The sequence below is a fragment of the Pedobacter frigidisoli genome (genome assembly GCF_004331675.1).
Taxonomy (GTDB): domain Bacteria; phylum Bacteroidota; class Bacteroidia; order Sphingobacteriales; family Sphingobacteriaceae; genus Pedobacter; species Pedobacter frigidisoli.
Genome location: NZ_SJSN01000012.1, coordinates 17137 through 34744, shown reverse-complemented (window position 1 = coordinate 34744; position 17608 = coordinate 17137). Strand labels below are relative to the sequence as shown.

The 17608-nt window shown below is 42.2% G+C and carries 9 protein-coding genes; 4 read left to right on the top strand and 5 right to left on the bottom strand.

What is annotated here, in order from left to right; genetic code table 11:
- Nucleotides 1-3: 3 nt before the first annotated feature.
- The 3 genes from EZ449_RS15430 to EZ449_RS15420 form a co-directional block, all read right to left on the bottom strand.
- Nucleotides 4-3426, bottom strand: coding sequence for a SusC/RagA family TonB-linked outer membrane protein (locus EZ449_RS15430; RefSeq protein ID WP_165499777.1), 3423 nt, complete (start codon nt 3424-3426; stop codon nt 4-6).
- 300 nt (nt 3427-3726) lie between these two features.
- The gene (locus EZ449_RS15425) at nt 3727-4824 is read right to left on the bottom strand and encodes a FecR family protein (RefSeq protein ID WP_131560430.1); all 1098 of its coding nucleotides are present in this window, start codon (nt 4822-4824) and stop codon (nt 3727-3729) included.
- A 70-nt stretch (nt 4825-4894) separates the two neighbouring features.
- On the bottom strand, nt 4895-5464 hold the full coding sequence (locus EZ449_RS15420) for an RNA polymerase sigma factor (RefSeq protein ID WP_131560428.1): 570 nt from the start codon (nt 5462-5464) through the stop codon (nt 4895-4897).
- A gap of 432 nt (nt 5465-5896) precedes the next feature.
- Between EZ449_RS15420 and EZ449_RS15415 the strand changes: the two genes are divergently transcribed.
- A complete protein-coding gene (locus tag EZ449_RS15415; protein WP_131560426.1) occupies nt 5897-6298 on the top strand; it encodes a helix-turn-helix transcriptional regulator in 402 nt (133 codons plus the stop codon).
- Nucleotides 6299-7128: 830 nt separating this feature from the next.
- Here the strand turns inward: EZ449_RS15415 and EZ449_RS15410 are convergent.
- Nucleotides 7129-8535: a hypothetical protein gene (locus tag EZ449_RS15410; protein WP_131560423.1), complete on the bottom strand. Its 1407-nt coding sequence runs from the start codon at nt 8533-8535 to the stop codon at nt 7129-7131.
- 4 nt (nt 8536-8539) lie between these two features.
- Nucleotides 8540-9190, bottom strand: coding sequence for a Crp/Fnr family transcriptional regulator (locus EZ449_RS15405; RefSeq protein ID WP_225872337.1), 651 nt, complete (start codon nt 9188-9190; stop codon nt 8540-8542).
- Between the two features lie 773 nt (nt 9191-9963).
- Here EZ449_RS15405 and EZ449_RS15400 point away from each other — a divergent pair.
- From EZ449_RS15400 to EZ449_RS15390, 3 genes are read left to right on the top strand one after another with little or no spacing between them, the layout of a single operon-like run.
- A complete protein-coding gene (locus tag EZ449_RS15400) occupies nt 9964-13941 on the top strand; it encodes a DUF5977 domain-containing protein (protein WP_131560421.1) in 3978 nt (1325 codons plus the stop codon).
- Nucleotide 13942: 1 nt separating this feature from the next.
- Complete coding sequence (locus EZ449_RS15395; RefSeq protein ID WP_131560418.1) at nt 13943-17119, top strand: DUF6443 domain-containing protein; 3177 nt, start codon at nt 13943-13945, stop codon at nt 17117-17119.
- Nucleotides 17094-17585 carry an ankyrin repeat domain-containing protein gene (locus tag EZ449_RS15390; RefSeq protein WP_165499776.1) on the top strand — a complete coding sequence of 164 codons (492 nt, stop codon included), beginning with the start codon at nt 17094-17096 and terminating at the stop codon, nt 17583-17585. The genes EZ449_RS15395 and EZ449_RS15390 overlap by 26 nt, the downstream gene beginning before the upstream one ends.
- The last annotated feature ends 23 nt before the right edge of the window (nt 17586-17608 follow it).

Sequence of the window (17608 nt, the reverse complement as noted above, 5' to 3'; positions counted from 1 at the left end):
ATTTTAGAAGGTTACTTTTAAACCAAAGGCAATGCCCCTTTGCTGATCTGTGATCTGGCTGTCGGGATCGATGCCATATTTATTTGCTCGCCATATAATGCCTAAGTTACTGGCGTAACCGAAAAAACTGAGTTGATGGATTCCCAAATGATTATGGGGATTGTTTAATGTATATCCAATGCGTACATCCTTGAAACGTAGGTGATCACCTCTTTCGACTAATTTATCCGAATAAGTAAAAAGATTAGTTCTGTTTATGATCGCAGGGTAGACTAATGATGGGACGTATGTATTGAATTCATCGCCCACTTTCATCCATCTATTGGCATAATCTGTACTGTTATAGGCATTATTATATAGATTGGTGTTGTTTAGTGAGTTTCTCCTGAAATAATATCCTCCCTTGAAGGTTAGGTTAAAGGAAAACTCAAATTTTTTCCAACCGATTGTATTAATTAATGAACCAAAAACAGTTGGATTTCCTGATCCGTGATAGACAAGGTCGCTTCGGTTATTGGAATTAGCCATACCTGTATAGTCCTTACTAACAACATTGTTTAGATAGCCTTGGGGATTTCCTGCATTATCAAGAATGGTGGTGGGATAACTGAAAATTGAATAAACAGGATAACCCATAATCGGGGTGTAGGTATTCGAAATTACCAATGCACTATTGCTGGCCGGTTCTCTTCCATAAGCCGTGATTCTGTCTCTAACAAAATTTACCAGTAGGGATGTTCGCCATTTTATTTTCCCGTTCGTGTTTATGGATTGGATGCTGAAATCCCATCCCTTCGTTTTCAAGCTGGCGGAGTTTCCACGATATTGGGTTATGCCAGTTTGGGGAGCTGTAAAAGCATACCCAATGAGGTCCTTCGCATTCTTTAAATAAAACTCAATACTTCCTGATATTCGATTACCCTTGGTTGCGAAGTCGAGGCCAAGATTAAGATTGGCAATTTTTTCCCATACTAGTGAGGGATTTGGGGGATTCTGGATATTTGCAGGGAATTGTCCATAAATATTTGCCACGTTGTCAATAGACGCAGTTAAATATGCTGAGGTAGATTGGTCGGAATTTCCATTGTAGCCATATGTTGATCGAAATCTCAGGTATTTGGGAAGAATAAGTGGGTAAAATTCTTCGGAAGAGATTAGCCAGGATGTTCCTGCACTCCATAACGGAACGCCTTTTTGATTGCTCTTAACCCCAAAAATGTTGGATTCATCTTTTCTCGCACTCAACGAAAGATGATACTTTTTTAGATAGCTATAGTCAAGATTACCGTAGATTGAACGATTACGATCTACAGTGCCATAATTGTAAATACCCGTCTGAATCTGCGAGGTCGTTGTGTTATAGAAATAATTATTGAACTTGGAAAAGTCTATAAATTGGTTTAATGAGGTTTGTGTATTGCGGTTATAGCCGTACAATATGTTTGCTGAACTGTTGACGATATTCTCCCTAACCTCTCCACCCAGGATTCCATTAAGCTCATGACTCTCCCCAAAGCTTTTGCTGTAAATAAACTGTATACGCCCGAAGTTGCTATGATAACCTGAGTTGGTTCGGGAAAGTATATCTCCAAAGGGTAGGGGACGGGAGACTAAGCCTGTAGTTGTATTGATGGAAGAAAGGGTATTTACCTGTTGGCGGACATAATAAGAATTTTGATCATCTAATACTTCGTTGAAAGTTATACCCTGCTGATATAGGTAATTTGCCGACATTTTCAATGATTTCAAAATCTGGTAGCTCAATTGGGTATTCAGACGGTAATCTGTGGTTTTGCCTGTTGAATTCTGTGCATCATCGTTCAATGGGCGATATAGCCAGTCGAGCAATTTTCCGTTCCCTGCGCTTTGAGCATAAGGTAATCGCAATATTCCATCTGTCACGGCAAGTGCAATCCCACTTTCATTGGTCACATTTTCATATGGATATCGAGGGTTATATGCACGGGAATTAAAGCCGGACTGACTTTGGGTTAAAGCGAGGCCGACAACCACGTCCATTTTGCCGTTTAGCAAATAGAAAGTTTGGTTGATATTTAAGGATTTACGATTGTTTGAAGTGCTCTTGCGGTCACCTAAGGTTTGATCAAGCCCTGCCGAAATAAAATACTGATGAGCGGCACTCCCGCCATCTAGGCTCAGTTGATACTGTTGAGAGACGGGTTCGCGGTAAAAGTACTTCAGAAACTGGTCGGTGGCATTGGACCGTGATAGTGAATCAAGCATTTGGATCATCCTTGCTTCGCTAATATTGTTCAGTCTCTTGCTTAACATGATTTCTACCGCTGGCGATAAATTACCGTAGCCATTGTTTATGGTGGAGTTAAATTTACCCTTGTCAAATAGGTCGCGTTCTACCTCGATGTACTCAGCGCTCGTTAACTGCTTCTGGCTTGTCAAATTGGCCTTTTCCAAGATCTTGATATTGGCATTGAGATTTACGCTAACCTTTTGATTGAGCTTTCCTTTTTTGGTGTTTATAACAATTACACCATTGCCTGCCAACGTGCCCCAAATGGATGCTGCGGCTGCGTCCTTCAGGACTGTAATACTTTCTATATCATTTGGATTAATGTTACTCAAATCCCCCTGATAAGGAAAGTTGTCAAGAATTATCAACGGGTTGGGATTGCCCATTATGGTGCTGCGTCCACGGATAGAAAGTGTTGAGCTGCTAGCTCCTGTTCCCAAGGGACTGGTTTTATTAAAAATTAAGCTGTTGGTTATTCCATCTAGACGGTCGAGGATATTTTGTCCAACACTCCTATTGATCAAGCTGTTGTCAATTTGTGTAAAGCTCCCGGTTGCCCTTTCCTTTGGGATGTTTTGGTATCCTGTCGATACAATCTGAACATCCTCCAGTCTATTTTCCTCACTTTGAAGGATAATGTTAAGCACCCGGTTATTGAATGAAAAAGGTATTTCGGTTTGCGAGTAGCCTAATGAGGTTGCAATCAAAATTCCATTATCACTCATGGTTGAGATTTTGAATCGACCAGAGCCATTTGCTATAGTCATCATATCACCGCCTTTGACCTTGATTGTAGCATTAGGTATTGGCTTACCTTGATCATCTACCACATATCCCTCGATATTGGTCTCTGTTTTAGTTGGATTACCTTTTGGATTTTCAGTTAAAGGCTTTAAGAATATTGTCTTGTCAACGATTTCAAATCCTATTTTCTTTTGGGCGAAAACGATCTTCAGAACAACATCCAGAGGTTGACCTTTGACATCAACGCTGATTTTCTCAGTCTCACTTATAGCGCCTTTGTTATACCAAAAGTCATAACCACTTTGCTGCTCAATCTTGTTTAGGATAGAGCGTAGGGATGATTGGTTAACTTTTAAGGTGATCGTCTGCGCATTGGAAAACCGCACAAGAGATGTGGTGAGTAAAATCAGCAATGTTGAAGATTTAATAAAAAGCCTAGTGCAAAATCTCCAATTTATATTTTTTGAAAAATATGCTGGTGGTGGATAGGGATGTTTTTGGTCACAGTTTCCCTTCAGTTGATAAAAAATCATACTTTTGTTTGGTTTGGTTGATAAAATGTTAGGTTAGTGCTTGATATAATGCACCAGACTTTGCCGGTGGTGTTCTACAAAACACCTCCGGCTTTTTTATCTGGAATCATTAACTAAAATTGAATTTAGATCTCTACATAGGCAGTTTAGGGTTTAAATGGACTATTGTTTTAGGGGCTATTAAGATTTTATCGTCAAGGTTTTTATCCCCTGCCTTTCATTAAGTGTAAAATTGACACCACTCATTTGTAGTAACTTCAATAATGTTGCAAGACTGGACTTTCTTGATATTCCACCCGTGAGGTGGATGTCTGGTGTTTTTCCCTCATATTCAATCTGAATATTATACCATCTTTCAACCTCGGGTAACATAGATTGTAGGGTAGCATTTCTGAATTTCATCCTGCCGTTTTTCCAGGCCATCTCCAAATCGATATCTGCATTTCTTTTTTGGAACTTATTTCCCACGGCAAGCGATTGCTCACCTGGCTTTAGCCTTATTGAATCAGACTGACTAGCGGAGTTTATTTTCACAGCGCCCTCCAATAGAGTAGTTTTAACTTCGCTTTGGTATGCTTTGATATTAAAGTGAGTGCCAAGAACAGTAAGGGTTTGTCCTGAGGTGTTAACGATGAACGGATGTTTTTTATCCTTTGCTACCTCAAAGTAGGCTTCGCCGCTGACCAATCTTACACTCCTTTTAGCTTGCTCTCTAAAGCTTGTGGGATATTGTAAAACAGTAGCGGCGTTTAGCCATACTTTGGTGCCGTCGGACAACACTATCTGATATTCGCCGCCTCGAGGCGTTGATATGGTTTGTTCTAGTACATCATTAGCAATCTCTATTTTTGTCCCATCTGCATAAGCTATTGATGATGCGTTGATGGTAATCTCATTTTTGCTTTCATCCAATTGGATGGTCTTTCCATTGGATAACTTAATCTGTGCGACATTTCCTTTTGCAAGGATATGTTCTGCAAGGTTTAAGCTTGCAGCGGTATTGTTGGGAGTGTGTGGTAAGAAAATGTAAATGGCTATAGCAATTATCGCCGCTGCGGTCGCTGCAGATATTAAGATTCTTAATCCATTAAACTTTGTTGTTGGCTTGGGTAAATGACTGTATGTTTGTTTTTTTAATCCCTCCAGCTTTTTATATGAAAGCTCTATATCTTGCTCATTAAATTCAAAAAAAGACTTTTCAATCCATAGCATTTCTTCCTCTGTGCATTTACCAGAATTATACTTTTTTAGAAGTGCCCTAATTTGTTCGTTGTCCATTGCAATCAAATTGATTTGAAGTTAGTACGGCGAACATATCGGTGGGTAGTAAGTTTTTTTTAAAGAAAAACTACAGAAATGTGAATGGCAAAAAACTGGTAAGCTTTGTCCTGAAAATTTTTAGGGCATTTACGATTTGTTTGGAGACGTTATGTTCTGAGGTCTCAAGCTTAACTGCAATCTCTTTGTGGGTGAGATGTTCTTTTCTGCTGAGCTCAAAAATCTGCCTCATCTTTTTGGGAAGTGCCTGAATCTGTTTTTCAATATAATCGCTAAGCTCCCTTTCTCGAACCAGATGATCTGTTTTTTCAATAGCAGCTGTTTGGTAGTTCTTTAGAAAATCCAGGTATCTATGCTCAACCTTTTGGTGAGCAAAATGGTCAAAAATCCTACTTCTAATGGATATATAAAGGAAAGAGGCAAGTTTTCCGTTTTCTGAGAGCGATTCTTTTTTGTTCCATAAGTTGATGAAAAGTTCTTGGACAAAGTCTTTACTAAGCTCTTCATCCTGAATTTTCTTTAAAGCGAAAATGAACATCAAATAGAAGTAGCGATTATAAATTTCCGTGTACGCAGAATGGTTTCCGTTTTTAAGTTGGATTAAAAGATCGTCGTCGGAAAGATGCTCATAGTTTTCCATGTTCGTATCGTTTCAGAGCCTGATAATAATACGAACTGGAAGTTACTTTAGGGCTAGCACCCGCAAAGTCTAATGTCACAAGGCTCTGGTAAAGCCAATTTTTTCTTGCGAAAAAATTTCACACATTAAACATAAGCGAGCACCAGCCCTATAGTTATATAGGGTATGGATGCTTCACTTACGCTCGCGTGAAATTTACCAGATTTAGTGGCGAGGTTCGTTAGCAGTATTTATTAAGATTACTACTGCAAAATTAAAATTATTATGCTCTATTTAAATTAATCTTCACTTGCTATGAATTAATTCATTTAGTTTTTAAATAAAAATGTGATTATTTAATCAAATATAAGAATTTTAGTTATAAACTACTATTATTTAGTATTAAAAGCTATTATATTATGATAGTTTATAATTTAGTTAAGAATATCTGTTTTGCAAGCTTTGTTTATGGCGTTTGCAATTGGAAAGATTATTAAAGATTTGGTTAAGCAGAATGGCTTAAAGGCAAAAAATGTTGCGCAATATATCAATGTCAGCGAGTCAACATTATATGGGATATACAATAGACAGTCTGTTGATATTGACAAGCTAATATTGTTTTCTAGGCTCTTCAATAAAAATCTGTTTTTATACTATTTAAATGAAGAACCATTGAAGAGTATGTTCAGTAAAGATATCGTTGTCTTTCAGAATCAAATTGCTGAATTGGAAAAAGAGTTGCTATCAAAAAATGGCAAGATTGAAGATTTGTTGGAGATCATTGCAAACCAAAAGAAATTAATTTCTTTTCACGAACAAAGCCAAGTGAAAACTAAAAATAAGTCTAACAAATAATCGATACTGCCCAGCGATTTTGCACAAGATCTTCTCCTCACATTTTGCTTGGCTTCCAATAATCTGGTCCTAATTTTCAGAAAGGTAACTCTCATAGCAAATAAAAACGTTTAGTTACCATAACAAGCTATTTAGCGTTCTAAATATCCCGCAAGTTTTTTCCCAAATACTTTCTGGTCCTTGCTAACCTGTAAAATATTCCTGTTGAATGATCAAAGGTATGTAAACGGTCTGTCGACCGCCCTTGACTATTCGGAATATTTTACCTGGGCTACAAATTCGAAAATAAATATTATGGAAAATCCAGCTCAAAAAAATGAAATAGCACTTTACGGGGTTTCTGCTGAAATGGCAATGTAAGATTTATTAGAAACCAACGATCTTAGTGAAGCAAGGGATGTTGCCTACAATCAATGTATTTTAATTGATATCATCAATAACAAGGTTATTGATGATTATTCCTGTTATTAAATGAATGCCAGATCGTTGATCAGGCATTTTTTTATCATTCATATTTGGGCAACCTATATCTTTGAAAATGTGAGATCATAGTCCACCATTCCCAGAATCGCCAGGGTTTAAACGTGAAATTCCGATAGAGAACTTTATTTGGATTCTCTGGATGGAGCGATTTGAAATGTTCAAATTGTTTTTCAGCAACTTCAAAGGTTCTTTCGGTTCCTCCTATTTCCTCAAACTGAAAACTCCCATCTTTATTCCTGTAATAATAGTTTTCTTGAAAGAAATATTGGAACGGAGGGAGATTACTAAACAAAACAATGAGTAATAAAACTCCAATGGATATTTTATATTTTTTTTTCATATGCTAATTAATTGCACTCACCCTTACTGGCAGGCATCACCCCACCAGCGTCGTTAATATCTAAATTTGGATTTGCTATTCTTTGATCCCGCAAAGCACCTGCCATTCCTGCGGGTGTCTTGGCAAAGCCAGCTCCACCAGGTCCACTTAATCCAATTTGCGTAGTAGGATCGGGAATAGGAATTCCGCCGGCTTGACCAGCTCCATAAACAAATGCAGCACAATTTAAATCTGTGAAATGATATTGCTTGGGCGGATTGCTAAGGTAAGTGATGACTTTCTGAAAGCTGTCTTCGCTTACATAATACGTAGAAGAAACATTATATGCCATAAAACCATTATCAAGAATTTGTGATTTAGAATCCAATTTATCCAAACCTGATTCAGTTGGATAATATCCAATGGTTTGTGTAATGGTTGTGTTTCCACTGGTCTTGCTCAGGGAAATAGCGACATGTCCGAAAGAGTTTTGACCAACATTAAAATAGGTTCCTGGCTGTGGTTCGACAACATAGACCCTAACCACAAATGCTGCGTTGGGAGTGGAAATCTGAGAGAAGCAGGCCATCATTTTTTTTGGATCGACTTTGCTGTTGTTTTCTCCGGGAAGATTAGATGGAGCTGGAGGGGAGGTAGTCCCCAAGTTACCTGATCCAGATCCACCACCTGAAGTTGTACCGGATGAACTGCTTCCAACGCCGTCATAATATCCCCCGCCACCACCATCATCAAAATAGGTGGTAGAACATAGCTGGGTGGAGTGAATGGTCAATTCCCCATTAGCGTCAATATAGTAATCCTGCACCCACTCGCAGGTTTCTATGGATCTCATCTTCATTTGTTTTCCCTGAATTCCACTCAGCGGGTTGATTTCCTTTAACATCTTGTTTGCCTGATCGATCTGTTCCTGTTCCGAAAGCTGCCGAATTTTGCCAACCGGTTTTCCGTTACTGTAAAGTCGTCCTCCAGTCAACTTGTAGTTGAGGTTGTATTCAAATACTCTTCCCGTAAAGTCGGATACTTTCGTTCTTCTTTTTTTTTGTAGGTAAATTGCATCAGGAATAATCTCCAGGATTTTCGCTTCAATCTTTTGACTTTCTTGGTTTCTCAAGATTACAAGTTGCCGGTAACCCTGTTTGTAATTCTGATAGGTGGGTTGGCCCGATAAATATATAAGCCACTTGTTCCCTTTATGGGTTTCCTCGCTTTTAGCAAGTTTCCATTCTATTACGATTTTCGCCAAGGCGCTGCTGCTATCTGGATTAATCTGTTCGATAAAATCCTTTGCATCGCTTAATGTCAAGGCTGTATCGATTGCCTGGTCTTGCTTCGGGTTATTTTCCCTTAAGGGTTCCTTTTGACAAGCAGCTATTAGGAAAATAAAAAGTATGGTAGTTTTAGTTTTTGCTTTCATGACGTTAATTTTTTGGTGATAAAATAGCTCCTGGATTTTGGTCGTTTTGTGTTTGGCGAAACAGCTGCAATTTTTTTCTCCTGATTCGGCTCAAGGTTTCCCTACTGATTCCAAGGTAGGAGGCGATGTTGTTCTGGCTGGTTTTCTGTTCAATATCTGGATGCTGAGCAATCAGCAGTTCGTAGCGTAAACTGGGTGTTTGGGTACGCAGAAAAATAGCCCTTTCCTCACTCATGATGTAATACTTCTGGGTTACGATCCTGCCCAACAAATTGCCCTGTGGGAAATCGGCATAATAGGCATTCAGTTGATTCCAGCTCAGGGACTGCAATTTGCATTCCTGGAGCACCTCAATATACTCAAATGCGGGTTTCTGGGTGAAAAAGCTATATACGGAGATCATCAGATCGCCCTTTCCCATGAACCATGTGGTGCATTCCTTTCCGTTCTCGTCGATGAAAAATGCCCGGAGGAAACCGCTGCGGATAAAGTATAGTCTTCTGGCGATCTCGCCTGGCCTGAGTAATAAATGTTTTCGGCCAAAGTTTTCGATAATTACCTCCTCATTTACCCTTTGTTGAAAGGGGGCTGGGAGTGGTACAATGAAGCCCAAGGTCTCCAATAGATCGGCTTCTGGAATAGGTTGTTTCAGCATAGGATGTCGATTGTGTCACAAATCAACTTTTCAGTGCATTTACCTGGCTAATATTGTCCTGTCGGAAGGATATATTTTTTTAACGGGATTTACTCGCTTTTATTTTAAGCGATTTTAGAAATCTTTCATTTTTTTAGGTATCTGATTGATTGCTGCTCAAACCTTTAGCCTAAAACCTATCGTTATGAGCCTACATAAGCTATCAGAAAAACTGTACTCTGATCCGTTTATCTTAAGCGTTTTGCTGACACCAAGGGACGGCAGTCGATGAGCAAGACGCGGAATCTCGATGAGATGCAGACACTGGTTGCCGAAAGAGTAGCGGATTGTGATTCGGGGATTCCTGACGATAAAAAAAGCCGCTATGGCTTTTAGGCTGGTTTCTTCAAAAAGCGTTTGGTAGAACGTTTACACTAAATTAAAAATCTGTCCTTTCCAACAATTGTACTGACAAAGGCAGGCGATGTTGAATTTGCATCCCAAGATCAAGTTTTAGCGATCAGGTAAATGAATTCTATTGGATTGAAATGTTAACCTAGTTGGTACTTTATCACTACCTATTCGCCGGTTTTTTTTTGACAGGGATTCACTAGGTTACTGCTGATGCCCCGGTATTCATAAGATTAGTTGGTATGAATTTATTATCAAGAGTTTTAAATGCTTGAAAAGTCATCACCTCAAAGGTATCGTTCGTCACTCGATAAGGTCCGTTCGTCAAAAGGATTTCCTTAAAAAAATACTGTTTATCATTTTCATGGGATAAACAGTTTCTCATGAAGTTTAAGGAATCGCTATTGTTATTGTTCGTGCTGGGCTCGATGAATCTCTTTGCCCAATCACCAAGTACCCAACAATCCATTAATGCCCCATCGCTGACCGCAGTACTGCCGCCGGCGCCAAATGCCTTTCAGCTCACCAAGTATAGTGGACTGCCATTGAGCCTTTCCAGCGGAACGGCGAATGCGACTATTCCGCTTGGGGAAGTGAAGGATGGATCCCTCAGTGTGCCCATCAGTATCTCGTACAACTCTGGAAATGGGGTAAAGGTCAATCAATTGGCCTCACGTGTTGGCGTGAACTGGACGCTTAATGCAGGCGGTGTGATCTCCAGGACGGTATTTGGTAAACCGGATGAAAGTACCAAGTGGTTAACCCCGCCAGCTGGGCTTTCATCGGGTAGCTCAACTCCAGAAGCCTACAATTACCTTGACAGTGCAACCAAGGATATGTATGATACCCAGGCTGATATCTTCAGTTTTGAATGTAATGGGTATTCAGGAAAGTTCTATTTAAAGCCGACGGAAAAAACCAAGGCCATTCAGCTGACCACCTCGCCACTGCGAATTGAGACGAATTTCAACAACGAGTTTTCGGCGGATTGGACAATTAGAATTACTGATCCAAATGGCACAAAATATTATTTTGGCGGTTCCTCGGCAACTGAGAAGACAAAGACCGTTCCCTATGGTGCTACCTGCGGAAAGAGCTTTGATGTTTTCATTCCTACTGCTTGGTATCTAAAGAAAATAGAGGGTATCCATGGCGAACAGATAGTCTTTGGATATACCGCTGTTAGCTTTGATTACCTTGCGGATGTTTCAGAGACCATGATCCGCACGCCCCAAGGGACGTTGACAACTGCAGCCTGCCCTCAGGGTACGTGCCCGCAACGGATAGAGAATCAGATCTGTGCCAGTAACCTAAGGAGTCAGGGCGTGCTGCTTATCAGTATCTCCGGCGGATTTACCTCCACAGACTTTCACTATACCCAGAGAAGCGATATTGATGGGGATATGTTGCTAGACCAGATCAAGTACTTCAGCCACAATTCTGCAGATCCGACGGTACACCAAGTACCCAATATCTATAGTCTTAGCTACAATTACAGTTTCAACAATAGCTACTACAATTCGCAGGGAAGCCCGGCGATACTCTGCTCTCGACCATTTTTGATGGGTGTTATCCGTTCACCTGCTGAGGGGGGAGAGCCAGAACGACATAGCTTTGACTACTACAATATGAACGGGCTCCCATCACGCTTATCCTTTGCGCAGGACTATTGGGGATTTCCAAATGGGAAGAACAATCAGAGCCTCTTGCCAACCAGTAGCGATGCCTCTGATGCGCAATTGTTCCCTGCATATGCCAACAGGGAGCCAGATGCAGCCTTTTCACTCATGGGACTTCTCAGAAAGATTACCTATCCAACAGGAGGTGCAGATAGCTTGGAGTATGAATCAAATACGGTTTTTGATACCCGAACACCGCAGGTTGCTCGAACAACCTTGCGAGAGATAAGGCAGGGGACTGGAAATAGCAACGCAGTAAGCTACTCAACTATCATCTCCCTAGGAAGCGCCCAGAGCGTGGGTTTTGATTATTCCTGCCAATACAGTGGAACTGGCGTGGATGACCAGATTCATCAACATGCCATTCTGGATGTTCGTGACCAATACAATAACTCGGTCTATAATCACCTGCTCCGTATCGGGCAGAATTATAGTAAGCAACTCCTTTTGACACCGGGAACCTATAACATTACCTGGACGGCTTACGGACAGGCCGCAATTGGTGAGCTAAGCTTTGGCTATTATCCGCAGGGATCACCTGTCTCCATGAACTATGAGGCTGGAGGAGTGAGGGTTGTCCGAAACATTTCTATTCCTACCATTGGCCGTACACTTCGCAAGCGGCTCATTTATACCTCTTTGGAAAGTCAGGGAATATCATCAGGTTTACTACGTGAGACGCCAGATACCAGAAAGTATTACGCCAACCTGATCGATGGGAAGAACTGTCCAGATTGGAGTGTTTCACAATGTACCTACAGGATAGCAAACTCCACGCCTATTGATCCCCTGAACTATATCTCGGGTAGTCATATCTTTTATAGGGAGGTAACAGAGGTTGACGATGAGCAGTGGAAGAATGGCGGCACCGCACACCACTATTTGGGTAGCCAGGGCTGGAATGCGCTCCAGGTGAGGGGCTCGGCCATGCAGGGACTTCCATTGACCAGTTATGGGTTCCAGACCGGTCTGGAGGATCAAACTCGAGATTTTTACGTTACAGGAAGTAATACCACAGGTTATACCTACAAGGTTGTTCGTGAGGTAAAAAAACATTATGTATCAGACCTGCGTAAACTGACCGATCTGGACAATTTTGTGGTCAAGAGAAGGTATCTGCCCACCCTCAGCTATTCTCCACCAAATGAATCCATGTTTGTGCCCTTTGATGTGGCAATGTTCTCCCACGTTGGCAGCTGGGTGTACTCAGATACGACAACAGTTACCGAATATGACCCGCAGGGCAATAACCCCATGGTATCAAGAACCGTGGAGGTTTACAACAATACCGATCACTTTCAGCCTAATCGCATCCTGTCAAACCTGAGTGATGGTCGGGAGAGTGAGATGAATATCAAATATGCCCATGAGATGGTAGCCGATGGTAATCTTAACGCATACTCAGACTTGGTTGCCAACAACAGGATCACCACCCCCATTATCAAAACCGACCTAGCTGGAGGTAACCACGTGCAATCGCTATTCACTGAGTATCAGGACTGGGGAAACGGAAATGTAGAGCCCGTAAATGCAAAGCTAAGTGTTATGGGAGGCCCCTACAATAATTTTGTGTCATTCGACGCTTATGATAGCCAGGGCAAATTACTGACCCAATCGAAGAGTGGGGGAGCAAAGTCCAGCTTTAAATATGGATACCGTAATAAGCTTCCAATAGTGGAGTGCAGCAACGCATTGTCCAGCGAGTTCTTCTTTGAGAATTTTGAGGACCTTACCTCAGCGCAGCTGGGTACGGGCCATACAGGCGAACGTTATCAAAATGGTGACTACACTTTGGGATGGGTTCCACCCAATGGAAGGCAATATAGAATAACTTATTTCTACCTGGAAAACAGTAGATGGAAATATGCCCAGCAAGCCTATATGGGCCCAATGACCTTAACACTCGGCGATGCGGTCGACGATGTTGCGATCTATCCAACAGATGCTTCTTTGAAGAGCATCACAATGGATCCAAATGTGGGGATTACAGCAATGGTGGATGAAAAGGGCAATACCGTTTATTATGAATATGATGCCTTTGATAGGTTGTTGAATGTCAGGGACCAGAATAGGGATATAACCAAGACCTACGCTTATCATCAGTTGTTCGGATTCAATTCTTCAGTTCCCGTTTTCTATAATCTTGAGCAATCGCAGTCTTTTACTAAGGAATGTACCATGGGGGCCGGAAGTAGCTTGATTTATGCGGTAGCAGCTGGGAGCTACTCATCATCCATTAGTCAGGCGGATGCAAACGGGCAGGCGATGGCGGAGGTGAACAGCAATGGCCAGGCCTATGCCAATGCGCAGGGTACTTGTTCCACTGCGAATACCCTAATGGAATATTATAAGGATACCCAGGGCAGCTCAAGTGGAATCACTACACTGAGTTTCAAGAATGGCAGTGGTGTGGTAATTTACAGCTTTACCGAGGCGCAGTTGCTCACCGGGATCAGTGTGCCACCAGGTGTCTATAACCTAGAGTTCACCACATATGGGTCTACATACAATATCTCTACCCATAATGGTTGGACTAAAGTGAATCTATATGGCCCAACATACCAAGTTGCCGGTTCATTTTACAACACCAATGCAGTGGGAGGTACATATACATTAAACAATATCAACATGGTTGGTGGGACCTTTCATTTGAGCATGTCACGTTTTGACGCCGTAGAATAATATGATGATGAAAAATAGCATTAAGATCATTACAGGAATTATCCTGTCGAGCTTTTGTACGGCATTTGCGCAGTCGCCGAGTGCCGACCGTAACTATGTGATGGAGTCGAGCGTAAGGGCGGCAGGCCACAAGGCGGTATTGAGCCTTGCGGGCCTGCCCGTTGATTCGGTGAACAGGAAGATCCAGTACCTGGACGGGCTTGGGCGATCGGTGCAGACCGTGGAGTGGCAGGGCAGCCCGGGAAAGGGGGATATTGTACTGAGCTCAGAGTATGATGCCAACGGACGCGAGTCCAAAAAATATCTTCCCTACAGGGACTATGGATCTGCCAATGGTGCCTTTCGCAACAATGGCGGGACAGCGGCGGTTTCCTATTATTCCAATCTGGCCAACGGTCCACAGGTGGTCAGGACAAGCTCTCCATTTAGCCTAGCGGTCTTTGAGGAATCTCCCCTTGATAGGATAATCGAGCAGGGAGCCCCTGGTGCCGACTGGCAGCCGGTGGTTGGGAGCGATGCCGGGCACACGGCAAAGACTGTGTACGGTACAAATGTAGCTAACGACGTTAGGCTGTGGCAACTTAGCGGGAACGGGGCAACGGGCTCTGGATATTATGCCGCGGGAAGGCTGCGCAGGACCCAGATGATGGATGAGAACTGGGTCTCGGGGAATGCGGGGACCACCGAGGAGTTCACGGACCTGGATGGCCAGGTGGTATTGAGGAGACAGTGGAGTGAGACAGGTGCACTGAATACCTATTATGTCTATGATGATGCGGGTAGCCTCAGGTATGTGCTTCCACCAGCGGTGACGATTGGCAGCTTTACCGAGTCGGAATTGGTATTTGACCAATTTATCTTTGGCTATCATTATGATGGTAGGAAGCGACTGGTAGAGAAGAAGGTTCCGGGAAAGGGCTGGGAGTATCTGGTCTACAATGGTATAGATCAAATTGTGATGACACAGGATGCGGTTCAACGTGGCAAGAGCCCACAGGAATGGCTTTTTACAAAATACGACGCCTTGGGAAGGGTCGTTATGACTGGCCGTTATGTGGATGACCTCCACGGAAGCCTCGCCAACAATAACTATCGTGGAGACTTTCAGGGTATTGCCAATGGGACCACCTCCTTTGAGACCAAGAATATAGCTGATCTAAACACCGGCTATACTAACAATGCAATTCCGCAGGGCAGTATCGGCGAGTATTTGACTATCAACTATTATGATGACTATAGTGCACCGGGCATGCCCTTCAACTATGCTGCCAATTATTCTGATAGGACGAGAGGTCTTTTAACGGCGGGAAAGGTAAGGGTACTGGGTACGAGCGACTGGCTCTGGACGGTTAGCTACTACGACAATGATGGTAGGATGGTAAAGAGCTTTGCTCAACATTATCTTGGTGGAAGCGTACAGGCAGGGAACTATGATGAGGTGACCAACAGCTACAGCTTTGTCGGGGAGGTGAGGGAGACCGCAAGGTTGCACCATACCACTGGGGGGAATACGAGCATTGCAAACAGCTATACCTATGACCATATGGGAAGAAAGAGACTTACCTATGAGCAGATTGGCAGCCCCACCATATTGGGGGACAATGTGCTCCTGAGTGAGCTGAGCTATAACGAGATCGGTCAGCTCCTTCAAAAGGGCCTGCACAATAACATGCAGTCCACACAGATGTACTATAATGAGCGTGGGTGGATCAAGAGTAACATCAGCAATGAGTTTAGCTTTCAGCTGGATTATCAGGAAAATGGGGGCGGGCAGTACAATGGCAATATTGGAAAGCAGCGATGGTCGCTCAACGGCAGTCCTGGGGGTTCCGCCAATGTATTCAGCTACGCATACGATAAGCTGAACAGGCTGACCAATGGCACGAGCTCTGGTATTTACATGAGCGAGGTGATCAATTATGATTTAATGGGCAACATCAACCAGCTCTCAAGGAATGGCAGTGCAATGAACCAGTATTACTATAATGGAAACAGGCTGGACCATATCGACAATGTCGCGGGCACCTATGGATATGATGCAAATGGTAACGCAACGGTTGATGGCAGGAACGGGATGTCGCTGAGCTATAATATCCTTAACCTACCATCGGTGGCAAGTGGGAACGGAAAGGTGGTGAGTTATATATATGATGCCTCTGGTAGCAAGCTGAGGAAATTGGTGAGCGAAAATGGGGGGACCACGGTGAGGGAATATATTGATGGCATTGAATACAATGGTATTAATATCGAGGTAATCCATACCGAGGAGGGGCTGGCCCAGCACAATGGGGACAACAGCTATTCCTATCACTACAACCTGATGGATCATCTGGGAAACGTTCGCAAGACCTTTGATATTTATAATGGACAGGTGAGATCGCTACAGGTTGATGACTATCTCCCATTTGGAAAGCGAAATAGTTTGGGTTTCGGAAATAATAAATATCTTTATAACGGGAAAGAGGTTCAGGATGAGCTTGGTGAACAGTTGGACTATGGCGCAAGGTTCTATGATCCGGTTATAGGTAGGTGGAATGTGGTTGATCCGCTGGCAGAACTTGGTAGGAGATGGTCTCCATACACTTATGCGTTTAACGACCCCATAAGATTTGTCGATCCTGATGGTATGTGGCCTACACCAAAACCAGCTTTTGCTCCCTTAATTCCAGTTCTTGTATACATCGGTGAGGCAATTGCTGCATATACAACTGCGGAGGTTGTTGCAGGAACAGCTGTAGTATTGACTTCGGCTTATATTGGCACAAAGGCATACAATCATTATTCAAGTAAGAACAATTATTCTGTTCAAGACAACACTAAAGTAAACGCAGATTTTAATAAAAGCAAGGTCAAAAAGGAGACAAAAACAGAAAAAGACCCAACAGGTAGCAGAGTGAAACTTAGGAAAGGGGTATTGGCAAAAATACGGGACGCTCAACCAAAAAACGATGAGGGAAAGATGCTTGATCCTAATACAGGTAAACCACTAGATCCTGAAAAAACTGATGTAGGTCATAAAAAAGGACATTCATGGAAAGCTAGACAAGAGATGCACAAAGAAAAGAAAAGTTCAAGGAAAGAGGTAATTGAGACTGAAAATGATGCGAGTTTGTATCATCTGGAAGATAGAAGTGAAAATAGAAGTCGAAAACATGAAGAAAAAACCAAAAAAAACTAAATTGTCTGATGAAATAATAAGGGCTATTTATGGTAATAGAACTGTCGAAATTGATAATTGGATATCCAAGGAAGGAGTAGGAACTGTCGATAATGACGGTAGAAATATTGTCATTCATTCTTTATTAGCAAAAAACATCATTGTTTTAAAATTAGCATTAGGACATCAGGAAGACCCCAACACCAAAGATCGAACTGGTTGGTATCCATTGCATTATGCCGCACAGGATAATTCAGTAGAAGCAGCGGATATCCTAATACAAAATGGAGCAATCATTGATAGTGAGGATGATTACGGAAATACACCATTATGGCGAGCTGTTTTTTCTTATAATGGTAGTGGTGAGATGATTGAATTTTTGTTGAAACGGGGAGCAGATCTAAATCATAATAACCATTCTCAGGTTAGTCCCAGTAAGTTGGCAAACACAATTGCCAATTATGACGTGAGGAAATTTTTTCAATAATTCCTTCACCCTAATACAAATTT

What these genes read in the sequence shown, in the direction of transcription:
- EZ449_RS15395 (WP_131560418.1), top strand. Translation starts at nt 13,943, where the DNA reads ATGATGATGAAAAATAGCATTAAGATCATTACAGGAATTATCCTGTCG.
- EZ449_RS15390 (WP_165499776.1), top strand. Translation starts at nt 17,094, where the DNA reads ATGAAGAAAAAACCAAAAAAAACTAAATTGTCTGATGAAATAATAAGG.
- EZ449_RS15420 (WP_131560428.1), bottom strand. Translation starts at nt 5,464, where the DNA reads ATGGAAAACTATGAGCATCTTTCCGACGACGATCTTTTAATCCAACTT.
- EZ449_RS15425 (WP_131560430.1), bottom strand. Translation starts at nt 4,824, where the DNA reads ATGGACAACGAACAAATTAGGGCACTTCTAAAAAAGTATAATTCTGGT.
- EZ449_RS15410 (WP_131560423.1), bottom strand. Translation starts at nt 8,535, where the DNA reads ATGAAAGCAAAAACTAAAACTACCATACTTTTTATTTTCCTAATAGCT.
- EZ449_RS15405 (WP_225872337.1), bottom strand. Translation starts at nt 9,190, where the DNA reads ATGCTGAAACAACCTATTCCAGAAGCCGATCTATTGGAGACCTTGGGC.
- EZ449_RS15400 (WP_131560421.1), top strand. Translation starts at nt 9,964, where the DNA reads ATGAAGTTTAAGGAATCGCTATTGTTATTGTTCGTGCTGGGCTCGATG.